This is a genomic window from Salinispora cortesiana, assembly GCF_000484695.1.
GTDB classification, from domain to species: domain Bacteria; phylum Actinomycetota; class Actinomycetes; order Mycobacteriales; family Micromonosporaceae; genus Micromonospora; species Micromonospora cortesiana.
Window position 1 is genome coordinate 73,315 of sequence record NZ_AXVR01000004.1, and the last position, 15,184, is coordinate 88,498.

The following is a 15,184-nucleotide window of genomic DNA, read 5'->3' on the forward strand; positions in this document are numbered from 1 at the left end:
TGCAGGGTTCAGCAGTCGAAGTACATCGCGAACTCGTGCGGGGTCGGGCGTAGCCGCACCGGGTCGACCTCGTTGGTCCGCTTCCAGTCGATCCAGGTGGAGATCAGGTCCGGCGTGAAGACACCGCCGTCGAGCAGGTAGTCGTGGTCGGCCTCGAGGGAGTCGAGCACCGCCGACAGCGAGCCCGGCACCTGCTTGACGTCGCCCCACTCCTCCGGCGGCAGGTCGTACAGGTCCTTGTCGATCGGAGTCGGCGGCTCGGTCTTGTTCTTGATGCCGTCGAGGCCAGCCATCAGCATCGCCGAGAAGGCCAGGTAGACGTTGGCCGACGGGTCCGGCACGCGGAACTCGACCCGCTTGGCCTTCGGGTTGCTCCCGGTGACCGGGATACGGGTGCAGGCGGAGCGGTTGCGCTGCGAGTAGACCAGGTTGACCGGCGCCTCGAAGCCTGGCACCAGCCGGCGGTACGAGTTCACCGTCGGGTTGGTGAAGGCCAGCAGCGACGGCGCGTGCTGCAGCAGGCCGCCGATGTACCAGCGCGCGGTGTCGGAGAGGCCGGCGTAGCCGGTCTCGTCGTAGAAGAGCGGATCACCGTTCAACCACAGGCTCTGGTGGGTGTGCATGCCCGAGCCGTTGTCCCCGAAGAGCGGCTTCGGCATGAAGGTGGCGGTCTTGCCGTTGACCCAGGTCTCGTTCTTCACGATGTACTTGAAGAGCTGGAGCTGGTCTGCGGCGTGCAGCAGGGTCGAGAACTTGTAGTTGATCTCAGCCTGGCCGGCGGTGCCGACCTCGTGGTGCGAGCGCTCCACGGTGTAGCCGGCGTCGATCAGCCGACGGACGATCTTGTCACGCAGGTCGGCGTAGTGGTCAACCGGCGGCACCGGGAAGTAGCCGCCCTTGTACGCGGTCTTGTAGCCGCGGTTGCCACCCTCCTCGTCGCGGCCGGTGTTCCACCAGCCCTCGACCGAGTCGATGTAGTAGTACGACTGGTGCGCCGAGGTCTCGTGGCGGATCGAGTCGAAGATGTAGAACTCGGCCTCCGCGCCGAAGTAGGCGGTGTCGGCGATGCCGCTGGCCGCCAGGTATGCCTCGGCCTTCTTCGCCACGTTCCGGGGGTCGCGGGAGTAGGCCTCGCGGGTGAACGGGTCGTGGATGAAGAAGTTGAGCGCGAGGGTCTTCTGCGCGCGGAAGGGGTCGATGAACGCGGTGGCGACGTCCGGGAGCAGGAGCATGTCCGACTCGTGGATCGCCTGGAAGCCGCGGATGGACGACCCGTCGAATGCGAGGCCGTCGGTGAGGAGCTCGTCGTCGATCGACTCGGCGGGCAGGTTGAAGTGCTGCATCACGCCGGGCAGATCACAGAAACGTACGTCGACGAACTTCACGTCCTCGTTCTTGAGGTAACGCAGGAGTTCCTCGGGATTGGCGAACACTCGTCCTCCTGGCTCGTCCACTGAAGTGGCTAGGCTTCTGGCGACGCTATGGCCGAGCGGTTGCCCAGCCATGTCTTCAATGTTTCTGCCGTGTTACGTCCCCCGCTGGGGCTCCCAGGAAGTCTTCGCTGCTTGGAGCGGTCGGTCCTGGTACTCCCGGGAGGGGCCAGTGTGCCAGTGTAGTGAAACTTGCGAGGCTTGGTCCCTTTTTGTGACGTAGGTCGGCGAGTGGCCGTCTGCGGCACTGGCTACTCTTGAGCGCTGTGACGACCTCGGCTGACCAGCCCGTACCGCCCCGCTCCAGCGTCTCCGCCAGTCAGGGCCTGGGTCCACGGTTCGGCGCATTAGTGATCGACTGGGTGCTCTGCATACTGGCTGCCAGTATCTTCGCCGATCCGTTCCACGACGGGTGGGCCCCCGTGCTCGTGCTCGTCGCCGAGTACGGCTTCTTCATCGGTCTCTTCGCCCAGACCCCCGGGATGTACCTCACCCGAATCCGCTGTGTCTCCTGGACCGACGGTGGTCGGATCGGGATGCTCCGCGCGCTGCTTCGCGGTGGCCTGCTCGCGCTCGTGGTACCTGCCCTGATCATGGATGCCGACCGCCGTGGCCTGCACGACCGGGTCGCGGGCTCGGTCATCACACCAGTCGTCCGCTGACCCAACTCGGGGTCAGCGGACGATCCGCCGTGGTTGCGGCAGCCAGCGGACGATCCCGCCGTGGTTGCGGCAGGTCAGCGACCACGGGCCTGGCGGAAGGCGCCCTTCGGCGGACGCATGTTCTTCGGGATGGCGCCCTTGGGCAGCTGTGGGCGGGCACTGAGCGCCTTGAGGCGCTTGTCCAGCGCGTTGACATCCCGGCCACTGAGCTTGCGCGGCAACCGCATCAGCGTCATCCGCAGCTTGCGGACCGGCAGCTCGCCCTCCTCCTGGCCGATCACATAGTCGTAGAGCGGTGCCGAGCCGATCACCTTGGCCAACCGACGCTTCTCCTGGCCGAGTAGGCCGCGCACCCGCTGCGGGTTCCCCTCAGCCAGCAGGACCACTCCGGAACGGCCGATGACCAGGTGCACCATGTCCATCTGCGTGGTCGAGCTCACCGCCGGGGTGACCCGCCAGTCGCCGCGCATGTTCTCGATGATCTGCGCGGCGGCGCCCGGCTGACCCTCGGCGGCATTCATCATCGCCCGGTTGGAGCGCAGGTTGAGCACGATCAGCAGGGAGAGCAGCGTCAACAGGATGCCCAGTGGGATCCAGAGCCAGCCCCAGGCGAAGAACGCCACCACGGTCAGGGCGAGTGGAATGATCACCGCGGCGAAGGCCAGGGGCGCGAACCACCGGTCCTGCTTGGCGGTGAACCGAAACACCATCCCGATCTGCTTCAGCCGCTGGCCGAACGAGACCTTCTCCTGGGGCTTTGCCATGCCCCCGAGTCTAGTGGTCAACGAATCTCGCGCGGCCCGGGCGTACTGGTCCTGCTGGAGGGCAACCGTCCCGGCGGTCTTGAGCAGGTCCGCGCCTACCGGCGGGGTAGGTAGAGGCGCCAGCCGGGGATGTGGCGCAGCGTGAGGGTGGCGGTGCGGACCTGTTCGTCCAGGCGAGCAGCCAGCGGCGAACCGGCTGGTGCGACCCAGGTGGGGCCGGTGGCGGCGGCGACCGCCTTTCGGTAGGCCGGAAAGCGGTCGTGGCCCGGACTCAGGTCGTCGTTCACGACGGCACAGACGATCTCCTCCGAGCTGGCGAAGGTGAGGCGATTGCAGGTCCAGTAGCCGCCGTATACATGCCGTACGTCCAGTGCCCGCAGGGTCGCCACCAACCCGGCGTGCTGGGCCTCGTTGGCCCGGTAGTGGGGTACGGCGGTGATCGTTGCCCCGGTGCCGACGGCAGCGGTCCCAAACGTCCCGGCAAGCACCCCGATCGCGGCGGCGCGAGCCGGACCCGGTAGTCCGGGCGACCGTCGACGGGCCGCGCGCCACACCGGCCAGAGCAGCACCGGTACGGAGATGAGCAGGCAGGACAGATAGCGGGAGCTCTCCACCGGGCTGCGCCCGGCGGCGCTGCTGGTCGCGTAGCTGGCCAGCGTCGCCACCGCCGCAGCGACCAGGGCGAGGGAGAGGGCCGCCGCGATCGGGTCGGCGGATGGCCGGCTGCCGTTCGGGGCGGACGCGGACTGCCGGTACGCCCGGAGCTGCCGCCACGCGATCACGGCGGCGGCGAGCATGAGTAGCGGCAGGGCGGCGGACCACCAGAGCTGCCAGCGTGAACAGGCACTGGGGGAGCAGAAGCCCATCCCCAGCGCCGGGCCGAGTACCAGCCCTCCGAAGAGCCGCTCCGCCCAACTGGTCGACTGCCCGGCGCCGCTGGCGGCGAGCACCGCGGTCCACGGGCTGCGTCCCGTGACGAGGCTGTCCAGCAGCAGCGGTGCCGCCCCGACCAGTGCGCCGACGCCGAGTAGCGCGCCAGCCCGTCCGGTCAGCTCCCGCCACCGGAACGCCACCAGCACCACCCCGGTGCCCACCACGTACGGCAGGACCAGGGGATCCACCCAGACCATCAGCCCGGCGAGGAACCCCCATCCGGTCCAGCGTGCCGCCTGGCGACCGGGTCGGCCGGCCGCCAGGTCGTACGCGAGTAGCGCGAGCGCCACCCCGGCGGCATTCATCTCCGGGTACCCGCCACCGGCGATCAGCTGGTTCTTCACGATTCGGTCGGACCCGTACGCGAGCAGCACGGTGACCAGTAGCGCGTACCAGTGGTCGCCGGTGAGGCGGAGCGTAAGTCGCCAGGCCAGCAGGGCGAAGACGGCGTACAGGGCCAGGGTGGGAAGACGTAACGCCAGTGTGGACGGGCCGGTGAGCGCGACCAGCGGCGCCGCCAGGTACGCCTCCAGCGTCCCCATGTACGCCTGGCCGTAGAACCAGATCGGAAACTCCTGCCCCTGCCCGATGTGCAGGGCGGCGAGCCCCATCGTCGCCTCGTCGCTGTTTGTGGGGGGCGTGTCGGTCAGCAGTAGAAGGAGGCGGTAGCCCACTCCGGCGACGAGGGCCAGGCCGGCGAGCGCGGTGGGCAGTCGGGGCCGGCGGGCGGCCGACAGCGTGACCCGGCTCCGCTCGCCGGCATCAATGGCCATGAGCGGATCATGGCATTTGTCCGACTTTGGGTGATGCGTTTACCGGTTGGCGTCACTCAATGGGGTGACACCCGGCCGAAATGCCGGTGCAGGAGTCGGACTGCCCCCGAACCGGTCACCTGACGACCTCGACCGGGGCGTCGCTACGGGCCGCGAGTGCCTGCCGGTAGAGGCGGCCGGCGCGGTACGACGAGCGGACCAGCGGCCCGCTCATCACGCCGGCGTAGCCGATCTCCTTGGCCTCCTCCTGAAGCTCGACGAACTCCTCCGGCTTGACCCAGCGTTCGACGGGGTGGTGGCGGGGGGAGGGGCGCAGATACTGCGTGATGGTGATCAGCTCGCAGCCCGCCTCGTGCAGGTCCCGGAGAGCTTGGGAGATCTCGGCGCGCTCTTCGCCCATGCCGAGGATCAGGTTGCTCTTGGTGACCAAGCCGGCGGCGCGGGCCTGTCGGATCACGTCCAGGGACCGCTCGTAGCGGAACGCCGGCCGGATCCGCTTGAAGATCCGCGGCACGGTCTCGACGTTGTGTCCGAGCACCTCCGGCCGCGCTCCGAAGACCTCGGCCAGCTGCTCGGGGACGGCGTTGAAGTCGGGGATCAACAGCTCGACACCGCAGCCCGGTCGGAGGGCGTGAATCTGCCGGACGGTCTCCGCGTAGAGCCAGGCGCCGCCGTCGGGCAGGTCATCGCGGGCGACTCCGGTGACAGTCGCGTAGCGCAACCCCATCGAGAGCACCGACTCGCCGACGCGACGGGGTTCGTCGGCGTCGAACTCGGCCGGCTTGCCGGTGTCGATCTGGCAGAAGTCGCAGCGGCGGGTGCACTGGTCGCCGCCGATGAGGAAGGTTGCCTCCCGGTCCTCCCAACATTCGTAGATGTTCGGGCAACCGGCTTCCTGGCAGACGGTGTGCAGCCCCTCCCGCGTGACGAGCCCGCGCAGCTGGGTGTACTCCGGGCCCATCTTGGCCTTGACCTTGATCCACGGTGGCTTCCGCTCGATCGGCGTCTCAGCGTTGCGCGCCTCGATCCGCAGGAGGCGCCGCCCCTCGGGAGCGGGCGTCGCGGTACGCGCTGCCTGGCCGGTCGTCGGGGCGGAGTGCTCGATCGTCACAAAGCCGAGCCTACGCCCGTCGCCCACCGTCGATGCATATTGGGCGACGGGCATCACGCCGTTGGTGCGGTGACCCCGGACACCGTGGAGCCGTGCCGCCGCGACGACGAGGAGCTGTGTTGCGGATCATTCACCAGCCGTGCCCAGTTGGTCGTGGCGGCTCAGGCTTCGATGAGGGTGGGCAAGTGCCGCTCGACCACCGGAAGGGCGTCCGCAACGGTCACCGGTCGGCCCAACTCGGCGGCGAGCGAGGTCACCCCGGCGTCGCTGATGCCGCACGGCACGATCCGGTCGTAGTACGTCAGGTCGCAGTCACAGTTCAAGGAGAAGCCGTGCAGGGTGACGCCGCGGGCGACACGGATGCCGATGGCGGCGACCTTGCGCGCGGGCCCGCGGTCGTCCGCCGGTACCCATACTCCGCTACGCCCCTCGATCCGGCCGGCCGCCAGCCCGAACTCGGCACAGACGTCGATCAGCATCTGCTCCACCCGGCGCACGTACGCGACCACGTCGACCGGGTTGGGTAGGCGCAGGATCGGGTACCCGACGAGCTGCCCCGGGCCATGCCAGGTGATCTTGCCGCCCCGGTCGACGTCGATGACCGGCGTACCGTCCATCGGCCGGTCCCACGGCTCGGTGCGTTTGCCCGCGGTGTAGACGCTGGGGTGCTCCAACAGCAGCACGGCGTCGCCGTGTTCGTCGGCAACCACCGACTCGTGCAGCCGACGCTGCTCCTCCCACGCGGCCTCGTAGCCGAGAGTGCCGGCGCGGACAATGGTCAGATCCGGGGTAGTCGTGGTCACGGGGCCCAGCCTAGTCTCGTACCCGCCAGTCATCCCGGCTCGTGATCCGACTCACCGGCACGTCCGTCCCGCGGCTCAGCCTTGCGGGATCCGCCAGACCCAGACGTCCTCGACCCGCTCCGGCTCACCAAACAGCTCGGTGGCGGTCTGCCGGAGCGCCTCCTCGTCGACGTCCCACTTCGCCCCGTGCACCTGGTCCGCGAGCACCACGGTCTCGATCTGCCAGTGCCGCAGGTCGGCTTCGACATCTTTCCGGGTGCCCTCGGTGACGATCGGCACCACATCCAAGCGGGCGGCCTCGTCGAGGATGGCACTCAGCGGCCGGGGCACCGGACCGATCCGACCGCGCCCGTCCGGACCGCCCGGGCCGAGGAAGAACCCGGACGGGATCCGGAACTCGCCCTGCCGGTCGGCGAGAACGTGCGCCTGCCACCGCTGCCCGTCCGGGTACACGTCCACGGTCAGCGGTATCGGTGTGAGGACTCCGCCCGGTGAGACGTAGTCCCGCCAGATGCCGGAGGTGAAGAAGCGTGGGATCGGCTCCCGCTCGATGGTGATCAGCGGGGTCGGGGTCAGCGGTACCAGCGCCACGGCGAATCCCGCCAGCCAGGCGAGCCGGGCCGGCCGGGACCGCGGTGGCTCGGCCCGGAGCGCATCCACCGTGTACGCGAGCAGCACCCCGATCACCGGTGCCACGACCAGTGCCAACCGGGCGGGCAACGCGGCGTTGACCACCGGTAGATGGGCCAACAGGTCGAAGGGCATCGGCAGGTCGAGGCGGCGGCCGTCAAACTTGGCCTGTGGCCCGAACGACAGCACGGTGAAGACCACCGCCACCGCCCCGAGCGCCCAGAGCGTGGCCCGCTGGGGCGCCTGCTGGACGCGCCGCCACAGCAGCACGAAGGAGGCGATGGCGAGCAGCAGCAGCGGTAGCCCGAAGAACGAGTTCTCCTCGGTGGGGTTCGGGGCGAGACCAGTCCGTAGCCCGACCTCGCCGGCGATCGAGCGCCGAGGGTACGCGCCGTACGCGGCGATGTCCTCGGAGTGGATCACCGCGTCGAAGCCGGTGCCGTCGAAGCGTTGCGGGCCGGCGAAGTGCAGCCACAGTGGGTACGCCAGCAGTACCCCCGCCACCAGCGCGGTCACCGCGAGTCCACCGAGGAAGCCCGGCAACACCGCGCGTGCTTCGGTGCGGCTGGCCGGGTGCAGCGCCCAGACGGCGACGAAGAGGCCGAGGGCGAGCGCGGTGAAGAAGAGCCCTTCGGCGGCGATGGAGAACGCCACCGCGACCAGCACCCCGAGCAGGACGCCGTCGCGGATCCGGTGCCGGCTACGACGTAGTGCGAAGACGCGCCAGATCAGCAGCGGCACCAGCCAACCGGCGGTCCAGTTCAGGTGGGCGTTGGCGTGCGAGACCATGCCGGGGGAGAAGCCGATGAAGAGCCCACCCAGCCCGGCGGCGAGCGGACTGCGGGCGAACTGGCGGTTGAGCAGCCAGTACCAGGCCATCGCGGTGGCGGCGAGGTTGAGCGTGAGGATCACCAGGAAGGTGGCCGGCGGCCCGATCAGGTACGTCAGCGGCGCGAAGAGCGCCGCGTACACGGTGATCGACGTGTTGACCGCGAGGTTGACCCCGTCGGGCACGTTGATCATATAGGTGAAGAGCGGGTTCTGCCCGTGGGTGAGGGCATGCCCGCCAAAGGCCAGCAACCACTCGAACAGCGCCTGGTCGCTGGAGTTGACCATGATCGTGCGACCGTTCGGGTCCCGCCACAGCCCACTGGTCACCCAGACCGCGAGGGCGAGCGCGACGAGCGCCACGATCAGATCTGCCCGGCGGCTGCGATGAACGGGGGCGGGCGGGTTCGGTGTGGACACCACGGACGGCGAGGTCGGCACGCAGCGGACGTTACCAACCGGACCTGGACACGCCGGTCAGACCTGCGCGGAAGAACCCGCCAAAGCCGGTCGCTGTCGTCGCACCCCGCATCGGGGCGCTGTTCAGCGGTCCGGCTCCGCCGCGAGCGCGGCGCGCAGGGCGCTGGCCAGACCCGGGTGGCGGTAGCTGAGTCCCGCCCGGGTCAGCACCCCCGGCAGGACCCGAGCGCTGGTCAGCGCCTCCTGCGCGAAGCCGCCGAGAGCCACCTTCAGCGCCAGCGCCGGGATCGGGAGGATCGCCGGACGGTGCAGCTGCGTGGCCAGTTCCCGGGTGAACTCGGCGTTGGTCACCGGCGCTGGCCCGACCGCGTTGACCGGGCCGGTGAGGTCGGCCCGACCGATGGCGAGGGCGGCAGCGTCCAGCCAGTCCACCATCGAGATCCACGGCAGCCACTGCCGGCCACTGCCCAACCGGCCCGCGATGCCGAGCCGGAACGGCAGCAACATCGGCTTGAGTAGGCCGCCATCGCGATGTAGGGGCAATCCGGTCCGTAGCCGCACCACGCGCACCCCGGCGTCCTCGGCCGGCCGGGTCGCGGCCTCCCACACCCGGCAGACATCGGCCAGGAAGCCCTCGCCGGCCGCCGCCTCCTCGTCAACGGCGCGGTCGCCGGTGTTGCCGTACCACCCCACCGCCGACGAGTTGACCAGCACCTCCGGGCGGTCGGCGGCCGGCATCCCGGCGATTGTGATCGCCAGCGTGGTGGTGGTGTCCACTCGGCTGGAGCGGATGACCCGCCGGTACTCGTCGTTCCACCGGCGGTCACCGACCCCCGCGCCGGCCAGGTTGACCACGGCGTCGGCCTCCGCCACCACCGCCGGGTCGAGCTGTGCGGCGGTCGGGTTCCACTGTCTTTCGTCAGGGCCGTGCGGCGGCCGGCGGACCAGCCGGGTCACGTGGTGCCCGTCCGCGGTGAGCTGGTCGGCCAGCCGGGTGCCGAGGAAGCCGGACGCACCGGCCATCAGAATCCGCATACGCATATTCTCGGATACGGGTAACCAATAGATGCGTTGAGTTGGTCACCTGACCGATTCTGCCGGGGTTTGCCGAAGGTCCGCCAGTAGGCGCTCGACCTCGGCGTACGCGTCCGCCGGCAGCGGACCACGGGCGAGTGTGCCGATGTTCTCCGCAGCCTGGGCGACGGTCCGGCAGCCGGGGATCGGGACGGTCCGTGGACTGCGGGCCAGCAGCCAGCCCAGTGCGCCCTGCGCGAGGGTGCGACCGTCGGCGGTGAGCGCTGCCCGGATCTGGGCCACCCGCCGGGCCCACTCCGGGGTGGGGCGGCCGTCGGTGAACCAGACCAGCCACGGCGGAGCCTTCTACGACCAACACGGGCGTCCGCGCTAACCGGCCGACGGGTTCGAGGGTCCGGACGGACTGCACCTCTCTTCTTGCCGCGCCGGGATCCGGTTGAAGGATCGGCCGAGATCGGCCAGCCAGTGGTCGACCTCGATCAGGTGTAGGACATCGGCCCGGCGGTCACCACCCTGAAAGATCTCGTGGACCTGCTCGACGACACCCATCGTTGGTTGCGCGGCGGGAGTCGCATCCTGCAGGTGACCCTGCGCCAGGCGGCTGGCCAGGCCGGCGTAGTCGGAGCGCAGCCGTTGCGCCCGATGCATGAGCTGGTCTGTGGGCTCGGGCCAGCGGGGCGCCAACGTGCCGGCCCGGTCGCCGGAGCCGAATCGCTCCGCGCCGCGTACGATGCGATGCCCTGCGGCCAGGGCCGCCTCCCAGTCCACGTCGCTGGGGCGCGGATGGCTGCGCTCCAGGTGGTATTGGCAGAACGACGCGTCGGTGAGGATCTGCGCCCGGTGCGCGGCCGCAAGCGCCTGCTCGCCACTCGTCTCACCACGATGGGAGGGGGCTCGGCCGGACGCGTGGTCCCGTCCCGCCAGCCTCATCACGGTCTCCTCGATCGCGCGAGCACCCGCGCCGAGGTAGGCCGACGTGTACCGGCGGAGTTCGCCACCGCCACCCTTGGGCCACATGAGGATTCCGGTGCCGACGCCGATCGCCGCGCCGGTCAGGACGTCCAGCAGACGGACCCCGGCCAGCTGCCAGCCGGCCGGAGTGAGCTGAGCGAAGGCGGTGATCAGCAGTAGCGTGAGAAACGTCTGCGACCAGGCGAGTCCGAGTAGCGGACCCACTCCTAGGGCCAGCAACATCGTCAGTGGCAGGAGCACCGCGTACGTCTCCTGCTGGGGAGCGACCAGCAACAACAGGGCCCCGGCGGCGGCGCCGACGAGGGTGCCGGCCAGGGCCCGGCGGAACGTGGACCAGGTGTCCGCGGCGGAGGTCCGCAGGAGCGTCAGGATGGCCAGGAGCACCCAGAAGCCGTGCTCCAGATTCAGCACACCGGCGATCAGCCGGGCGGCGGCCAGGGCGACGGCGAGTCGAAGGGCGCGCTGGAAGAAGACCGAGCGCGGGGTGAGGTGGATCCGCAGCCGTAGCCAGTACAGCGACGGGATGCTTCGTCGCAGATACCAGAAGCTGTGTGGTCCGGCCGGTTGGTGGGTGGTGTCACGGTGGCCTTCCGCGATCCGGACGGCGGTCGCGACGAAATCCGTGTGCCGCGCCAGCGACCGGGTGATCGCGGCCGCGCGTAGCTGGCCGGTGGTGGCTGACCGCCCGGCGGTCGGCTGTTGGTGCTCCATGGTCACGACCGCCTCGCGGGACGCCTGTTCCGTGCCCAACAGGGCGTCGCCCGAGCGGCTCAGGGACGCGGCGCATCGCCGCAGGGAGGTCGCCACATCCTCGTCGGTGGTCGTCGCGGCGCTCCGCCGGAGCCACTCGGCGAGTCGAACCGTCTGGTGCAGGTCGGTGGCCGCGTCCCGCAGCGCGTGGTCCTGCCGGCTCGGCGACGTGGCCCGCTCGGTCGGCGGCAGCCGCCACATCTGGGTCTGCGTGACGGAGTCGGCCGCGTTGACCTGGCGTCGCCGGGCCTCCGCAGCGGCAGCGGGCCGCCCGGCCAACATGTCCGCGAGCGCGGCGACGAACGAGGCGGTGCTCCGCGCGGCCCAGCCCAGGCGCTGCGCGGTGGTGGCCGGCGCGGGCCCGGGCCAGAGCGTCACCTCGGTTACGGCGACCAGAACGACGGCGAGCGTCACTCCGGCCAGGCGCTCCGGCAGGGTGTCGGGCTGGTACGGGGGGAAGCTGGCCAGGATGTAGGCGAGTTGAAATGCGCTGCCAAGGCCGATCAGGCGAGGGCCACTGACCCCCGCGAAGGCGACGGCGAACCCGATCACGAGCATGCCGGTCGCGGCGGCCCAGGTGCTCGCGGCCAGCAGGGTCCCGGCGGCGATCAGGAGCCAGATGACCGGCAGCGCGGCGAGCAGCGTCCGGGCTCGCTGGGCCGGCCCGCCCGGCAACTGGGCGAACACTCCCGCGGCGAGCGTGCCGAACAGCGCGTACGCCGCCATGAGGGGGCTGCCCAGGCCGTACCGGCAGCCATAGAAGAGCAGGCAGGCGACGAGGGTCAACCGCGTCGCATGTCGGGTGGCGCAGTAGTCCGGATCCCGCTGCTGGAGCCAGTCCCGAGCACGACGGTGTCGCGACCACACGTGCGTAGGGTATCGAATCGACTACTCAATGCGTATATCGTTGGCGAGGTGTTTCGACGGGGCGCCCCGCCACCGTTCGTCACGTTCGCCGGTGGGCTGGTCCCCCTAGCCCCGGCTTTGCCGCCAGCCGAGGAACCGCTCGAAGAGCTGACCCGCGTCCGGCGTCTCCTGCGGGTTGAGCGCGTGCAGTTGTTCGGTCGCCTCGTACAGCAGCCCGCCGAGATAGATGATCAACGCAACCCGATTGTGAGCGTACTCCCGTAGCAGCGTCAAACGCGCGGAGCCGCACGGCCACGGTGCGGCGCATCGTCGGCACAGCCAGAGCGGCCGCAGTGGCGTGTGCGGACGTTCCGTCACCAGTGCCCACCGTTAGCCCGCCAGGCCTGCGCGAGGGTCAACCGCCCAGCCCGCCCCACCTGTGGGTTGGCCTGGGTCGGCTCGTCGTGCCAACGGGTGTTTCGCGGCCTCGGGGTCGGCGGTTCGGTCGGGACGGGTGCGTGCCGGTCCGGGCAGGCGGTCCAGCGTAGGCCGCACGAGCACCAGCGCCGTAGCCCCCGCCAGGTCCGGCGGTGCCGGGGCGCGAGTGGCACCGGCGGGTCGGGTCGCCGCCACCGGGGGAGTACGCGCGGCGTGTTTCGCCTCGGCGAGTTGCGCTCCGCGTCGGCCGGCCGGGGTACGGCTTGTGGCATGGCGTCTCCTCTCGGGTCGCGGCACCGGGGCAGCCGGCGCGCGGAGGCTCCGGCCCGGGACGGTCGAAACCACCCCGGGGGTCTGAGGTCGTTCTCTGGGTCAGCGGCTCGGGCAGGATGTGGCACCCGACCGACCTCCGGGGGGTGTCCCTATGGGTTTGTCAACGCGCATCGAGGGCTTTGGCCCAGACGATGATGTGGTCGATGGCATCGCGGGTCAGGCCAATCGTTGGGTCGGGGGTGATCAGCAGGGTGGGGCTGGTGCGGGTCGCGGCCCAGGTGTGGGCTTGGGGTGTGTGGAGGTCGTCGATCCACGCCGCGGGCCGTTGCTGGGCGTAGGCGGCGATGAGCGGGATTTTGTCGCTGGGGTGGAACGGTGCGGCTGGCATGGTGATCACGGGCAGGGAGGTGATGTGCAGTAGCGGTGCGAGGAGCTGGTTGGCTTCGTCGTTCCAGGCCGTGGCCCAGGCGACGTCCAGGACGGTGTTCGCTTCGGTGATCCAGGCGCCGTGTGCGGAGTTGACACGGACGGGTTCCTCGTCGGGGAACAGGTGGTGCTCGGTGTAGCCGGCCGGTGGTCGAACAGTTCCGTAGGGATTGAGGACACCGTCGACGTCGAGCAGGAGCAGGGGTCGGGTCATCTGCGGATTTTGCCTGATGTGGTCAGCCGGGGGTGACCGCGACGATTGGTCTTGGCTGGTAGGGGATCTTGTCGCGGAGCATGGCGAACAGGACGTCGCAGCGGCGTCGGGCGAGGCAGATGAGGGCGGCGTTGTGGCGTTTGCCTTCGGCGCGTTTGCGGTCGTGGTAGGCGCGGCTGACGGGGTCGGCCAGGGCTGCGAACGCGGCGAGGAAGAACGCGCGTTTGAGGTGTTTGTTGCCGCCTCGGGGTGGGTGTTCGCCGCGGATGCTGCTGCCGGAGCGTCGGGTGACGGGGGCGAGGCCGGCGTAGGCGGCGAGGTGGCCAGGGGTGGCGAAGGCGGTGCCGTCGCCGACTTCGAGCAGGATCCGGGCGGCGGTCCTGACACCGATGCCGGGCATCGAGGTCAGGACCGGGGCAAGAGGGTGTGCATCAAGCATCCCCTCGACCTGTGTGGCGACCTGGTCGCGCTGGCGTAGGACGTCGCGGAGGCTGTCGGCGAGACGAGGCAGGATCGTCTCGGCGGCCTGGGTGCCGGGAACGGTGACGCTCTGTTCGTCGAGGGCGGTCATGATCTGGGCGACGAGCTGTTGGCCGATGCGGGGCGCGTGGGCGACGGCGATGGACAGCAGTTTGCGGCGGCCGGCCTTGCGTAGACCGGCCGGTCCACCGCAGCGCGACAGCAGCTCCAACACGGCCTTGTGGTGCACTTTCGGGCCGAGGACCCGTTCCAGCGCAGGGTGAATCTGTGTCAGCAGACCCCGGATCCGGTTGGACATCCGGGTGGCCTCGCCAGCGAGGTCGTCGTCGAAGCCGACCAGGACTTCCAACTCGGCGAGGGCCTCGTCGCCGGTGTCGACCCGTCGCAGGGTGTGGGGCAGGGTGCGGGCCGCGTCAGCGATGACGTAGGCGTCGCGGGCGTCGGTCTTCGCGCTACCGGGATGCAGGTCAGCGATGCGTCGCATGGCCAGGCCGGGCAGGTAGGCCACCTGATGACCGCACGCCCGAGCCACCGCGACCGGCAGGGCGCCGATCGAGGCGGGCTGGTCAACCACGACCAGCACCCGACCGTGGCGGGCCAGCTTGTCAATCAGCTGCCGCAGCCGGGCCTCGGTGTTCGGCAACGCCGCGTCATGCAGCCGTCTGCCGTCCGGGGCCAACCCGACCGCGTGATGATCACCCTTACCGACGTCCAAGCCCAGGTAGACGCCGTATCCGTCGTTCACCACCCGCCTCCACGTATCGGATCATGGCCTCGGCCGCAGTCAGGGCGTCGGACTGCCGGCAGCCACGTTACGAAGAGACCTACCCCAACACGGGTGGCCGTGTCCCTATCAGCGGTCCACCGACGCCACCCGACCCGGCGACAACACCCCCCGGATCATCCACACGACAGGGGCAGAAAGTCATACCGGGCCGGGCAACCGAGGGTCCCCGGCTGGGGACGATCAAAAGGTAACGGGCGGGCGGCCGGTCGGGCGCGTTTCACGGAGTGGCCAGCCCGGTTGCAGACCAGGGCACCGGCCGAGTCCAGCATCACATAGGCGCTTATATAAAGTAAGGCATCGGTGGGCATCGGTTGCAATCACAAGTGGGTGCGTGATCAAATGGCGGTGCAGACCAGGGAGATTAAGATGCCCGCCAAGCCCAAGTGGGCGAAGCTCGTCGACCACATCCGTGAGCAGGTCGCGTCCGGTGAGCTCGCTCCGGGAGACAAACTCCCATCAACACGGCAACTGTGCGAGGAGCACGGTGTCTCCGCCATCGTAGTGCGTCAGGCCATCTTCGCATTACGAACCGAAGGCTTGGTGGAAGGCGTTCAGGGAGTCGGCGTGTTCGTCGCAGAACCGCCGGAGGGTGACGGCAGCGGCTAGTGC

General features: G+C 69.9%; 14 protein-coding genes and 1 pseudogene. 2 read left to right on the forward strand and 13 right to left on the reverse strand.

Features of this window, described 5'->3' with window-relative positions:
* Positions 1 to 8: 8 nt before the first annotated feature.
* Positions 9 to 1,433 carry a type I glutamate--ammonia ligase gene (glnA, locus tag K228_RS0103585; protein ID WP_025617177.1) on the reverse strand — a complete coding sequence of 475 codons (1,425 nt, stop codon included), beginning with the start codon at positions 1,431 to 1,433 and terminating at the stop codon, positions 9 to 11.
* A 263-nt stretch (positions 1,434 to 1,696) separates the two neighbouring features.
* On the opposite strand from glnA, the gene K228_RS0103590 reads away from it, so the two are divergent.
* A complete protein-coding gene (locus K228_RS0103590) occupies positions 1,697 to 2,092 on the forward strand; it encodes an RDD family protein (protein WP_025617178.1) in 396 nt (131 codons plus the stop codon).
* A 74-nt stretch (positions 2,093 to 2,166) separates the two neighbouring features.
* Here the strand turns inward: K228_RS0103590 and K228_RS0103595 are convergent, their stop codons facing one another.
* From K228_RS0103595 to K228_RS0103645, 12 genes and pseudogenes are all read right to left on the reverse strand, one after another.
* Positions 2,167 to 2,856, reverse strand: a complete 690-nt coding sequence (locus tag K228_RS0103595) for a DUF4191 domain-containing protein (RefSeq protein WP_025617179.1) — start codon at positions 2,854 to 2,856, stop codon at positions 2,167 to 2,169.
* Between the two features lie 95 nt (positions 2,857 to 2,951).
* Positions 2,952 to 4,562: a hypothetical protein gene (locus K228_RS0103600; RefSeq protein WP_025617180.1), complete on the reverse strand. Its 1,611-nt coding sequence runs from the start codon at positions 4,560 to 4,562 to the stop codon at positions 2,952 to 2,954.
* Between the two features lie 115 nt (positions 4,563 to 4,677).
* Positions 4,678 to 5,727, reverse strand: a complete 1,050-nt coding sequence (gene lipA, locus K228_RS0103605) for a lipoyl synthase (protein WP_080671529.1) — start codon at positions 5,725 to 5,727, stop codon at positions 4,678 to 4,680.
* A 107-nt stretch (positions 5,728 to 5,834) separates the two neighbouring features.
* A complete protein-coding gene (lipB, locus tag K228_RS0103610; protein ID WP_025617182.1) occupies positions 5,835 to 6,476 on the reverse strand; it encodes a lipoyl(octanoyl) transferase LipB in 642 nt (213 codons plus the stop codon).
* A gap of 75 nt (positions 6,477 to 6,551) precedes the next feature.
* Complete coding sequence (locus tag K228_RS0103615) at positions 6,552 to 8,375, reverse strand: DUF6311 domain-containing protein (RefSeq protein WP_025617183.1); 1,824 nt, start codon at positions 8,373 to 8,375, stop codon at positions 6,552 to 6,554.
* A gap of 102 nt (positions 8,376 to 8,477) precedes the next feature.
* Positions 8,478 to 9,389 (reverse strand): TIGR01777 family oxidoreductase, encoded by a 912-nt coding sequence (locus K228_RS0103620; RefSeq protein WP_025617184.1) that lies wholly within the window; start codon positions 9,387 to 9,389, stop codon positions 8,478 to 8,480.
* Positions 9,390 to 9,434: 45 nt separating this feature from the next.
* Positions 9,435 to 9,731, reverse strand: a pseudogene (locus K228_RS0103625) (aldo/keto reductase); the annotation flags it as partial.
* Between the two features lie 27 nt (positions 9,732 to 9,758).
* Entirely contained in the window at positions 9,759 to 11,978 is a 2,220-nt protein-coding gene (locus tag K228_RS0103630) for an FUSC family protein (RefSeq protein WP_025617186.1), read from the reverse strand.
* A gap of 105 nt (positions 11,979 to 12,083) precedes the next feature.
* Positions 12,084 to 12,212, reverse strand: coding sequence for a hypothetical protein (locus K228_RS30015; protein ID WP_281171552.1), 129 nt, complete (start codon positions 12,210 to 12,212; stop codon positions 12,084 to 12,086).
* Positions 12,213 to 12,331: 119 nt separating this feature from the next.
* Entirely contained in the window at positions 12,332 to 12,667 is a 336-nt protein-coding gene (locus K228_RS26765; RefSeq protein ID WP_155251555.1) for a hypothetical protein, read from the reverse strand.
* Positions 12,668 to 12,828: 161 nt separating this feature from the next.
* On the reverse strand, positions 12,829 to 13,308 hold the full coding sequence (locus tag K228_RS0103640) for an HAD domain-containing protein (RefSeq protein ID WP_025617187.1): 480 nt from the start codon (positions 13,306 to 13,308) through the stop codon (positions 12,829 to 12,831).
* Positions 13,309 to 13,330: 22 nt separating this feature from the next.
* Positions 13,331 to 14,533, reverse strand: a complete 1,203-nt coding sequence (locus K228_RS0103645) for an IS110 family RNA-guided transposase (RefSeq protein WP_025617188.1) — start codon at positions 14,531 to 14,533, stop codon at positions 13,331 to 13,333.
* A 381-nt stretch (positions 14,534 to 14,914) separates the two neighbouring features.
* Here K228_RS0103645 and K228_RS0103650 point away from each other — a divergent pair, with 381 nt between their 5' ends.
* Positions 14,915 to 15,181 carry a winged helix-turn-helix domain-containing protein gene (locus K228_RS0103650; RefSeq protein ID WP_025617189.1) on the forward strand — a complete coding sequence of 89 codons (267 nt, stop codon included), beginning with the start codon at positions 14,915 to 14,917 and terminating at the stop codon, positions 15,179 to 15,181.
* Positions 15,182 to 15,184 lie beyond the last annotated feature (3 nt).

Coding starts and splice junctions, on each gene's coding strand:
- K228_RS0103595 (WP_025617179.1), bottom strand. CDS start 2,856: ATGGCAAAGCCCCAGGAGAAGGTCTCGTTCGGCCAGCGGCTGAAGCAG.
- K228_RS0103600 (WP_025617180.1), bottom strand. CDS start 4,562: ATGGCCATTGATGCCGGCGAGCGGAGCCGGGTCACGCTGTCGGCCGCC.
- lipA (WP_080671529.1), bottom strand. CDS start 5,727: ATGCCCGTCGCCCAATATGCATCGACGGTGGGCGACGGGCGTAGGCTC.
- K228_RS0103620 (WP_025617184.1), bottom strand. CDS start 9,389: ATGCGGATTCTGATGGCCGGTGCGTCCGGCTTCCTCGGCACCCGGCTG.
- K228_RS26765 (WP_155251555.1), bottom strand. CDS start 12,667: ATGCCACAAGCCGTACCCCGGCCGGCCGACGCGGAGCGCAACTCGCCG.
- K228_RS0103640 (WP_025617187.1), bottom strand. CDS start 13,308: ATGACCCGACCCCTGCTCCTGCTCGACGTCGACGGTGTCCTCAATCCC.
- K228_RS0103650 (WP_025617189.1), top strand. CDS start 14,915: ATGGCGGTGCAGACCAGGGAGATTAAGATGCCCGCCAAGCCCAAGTGG.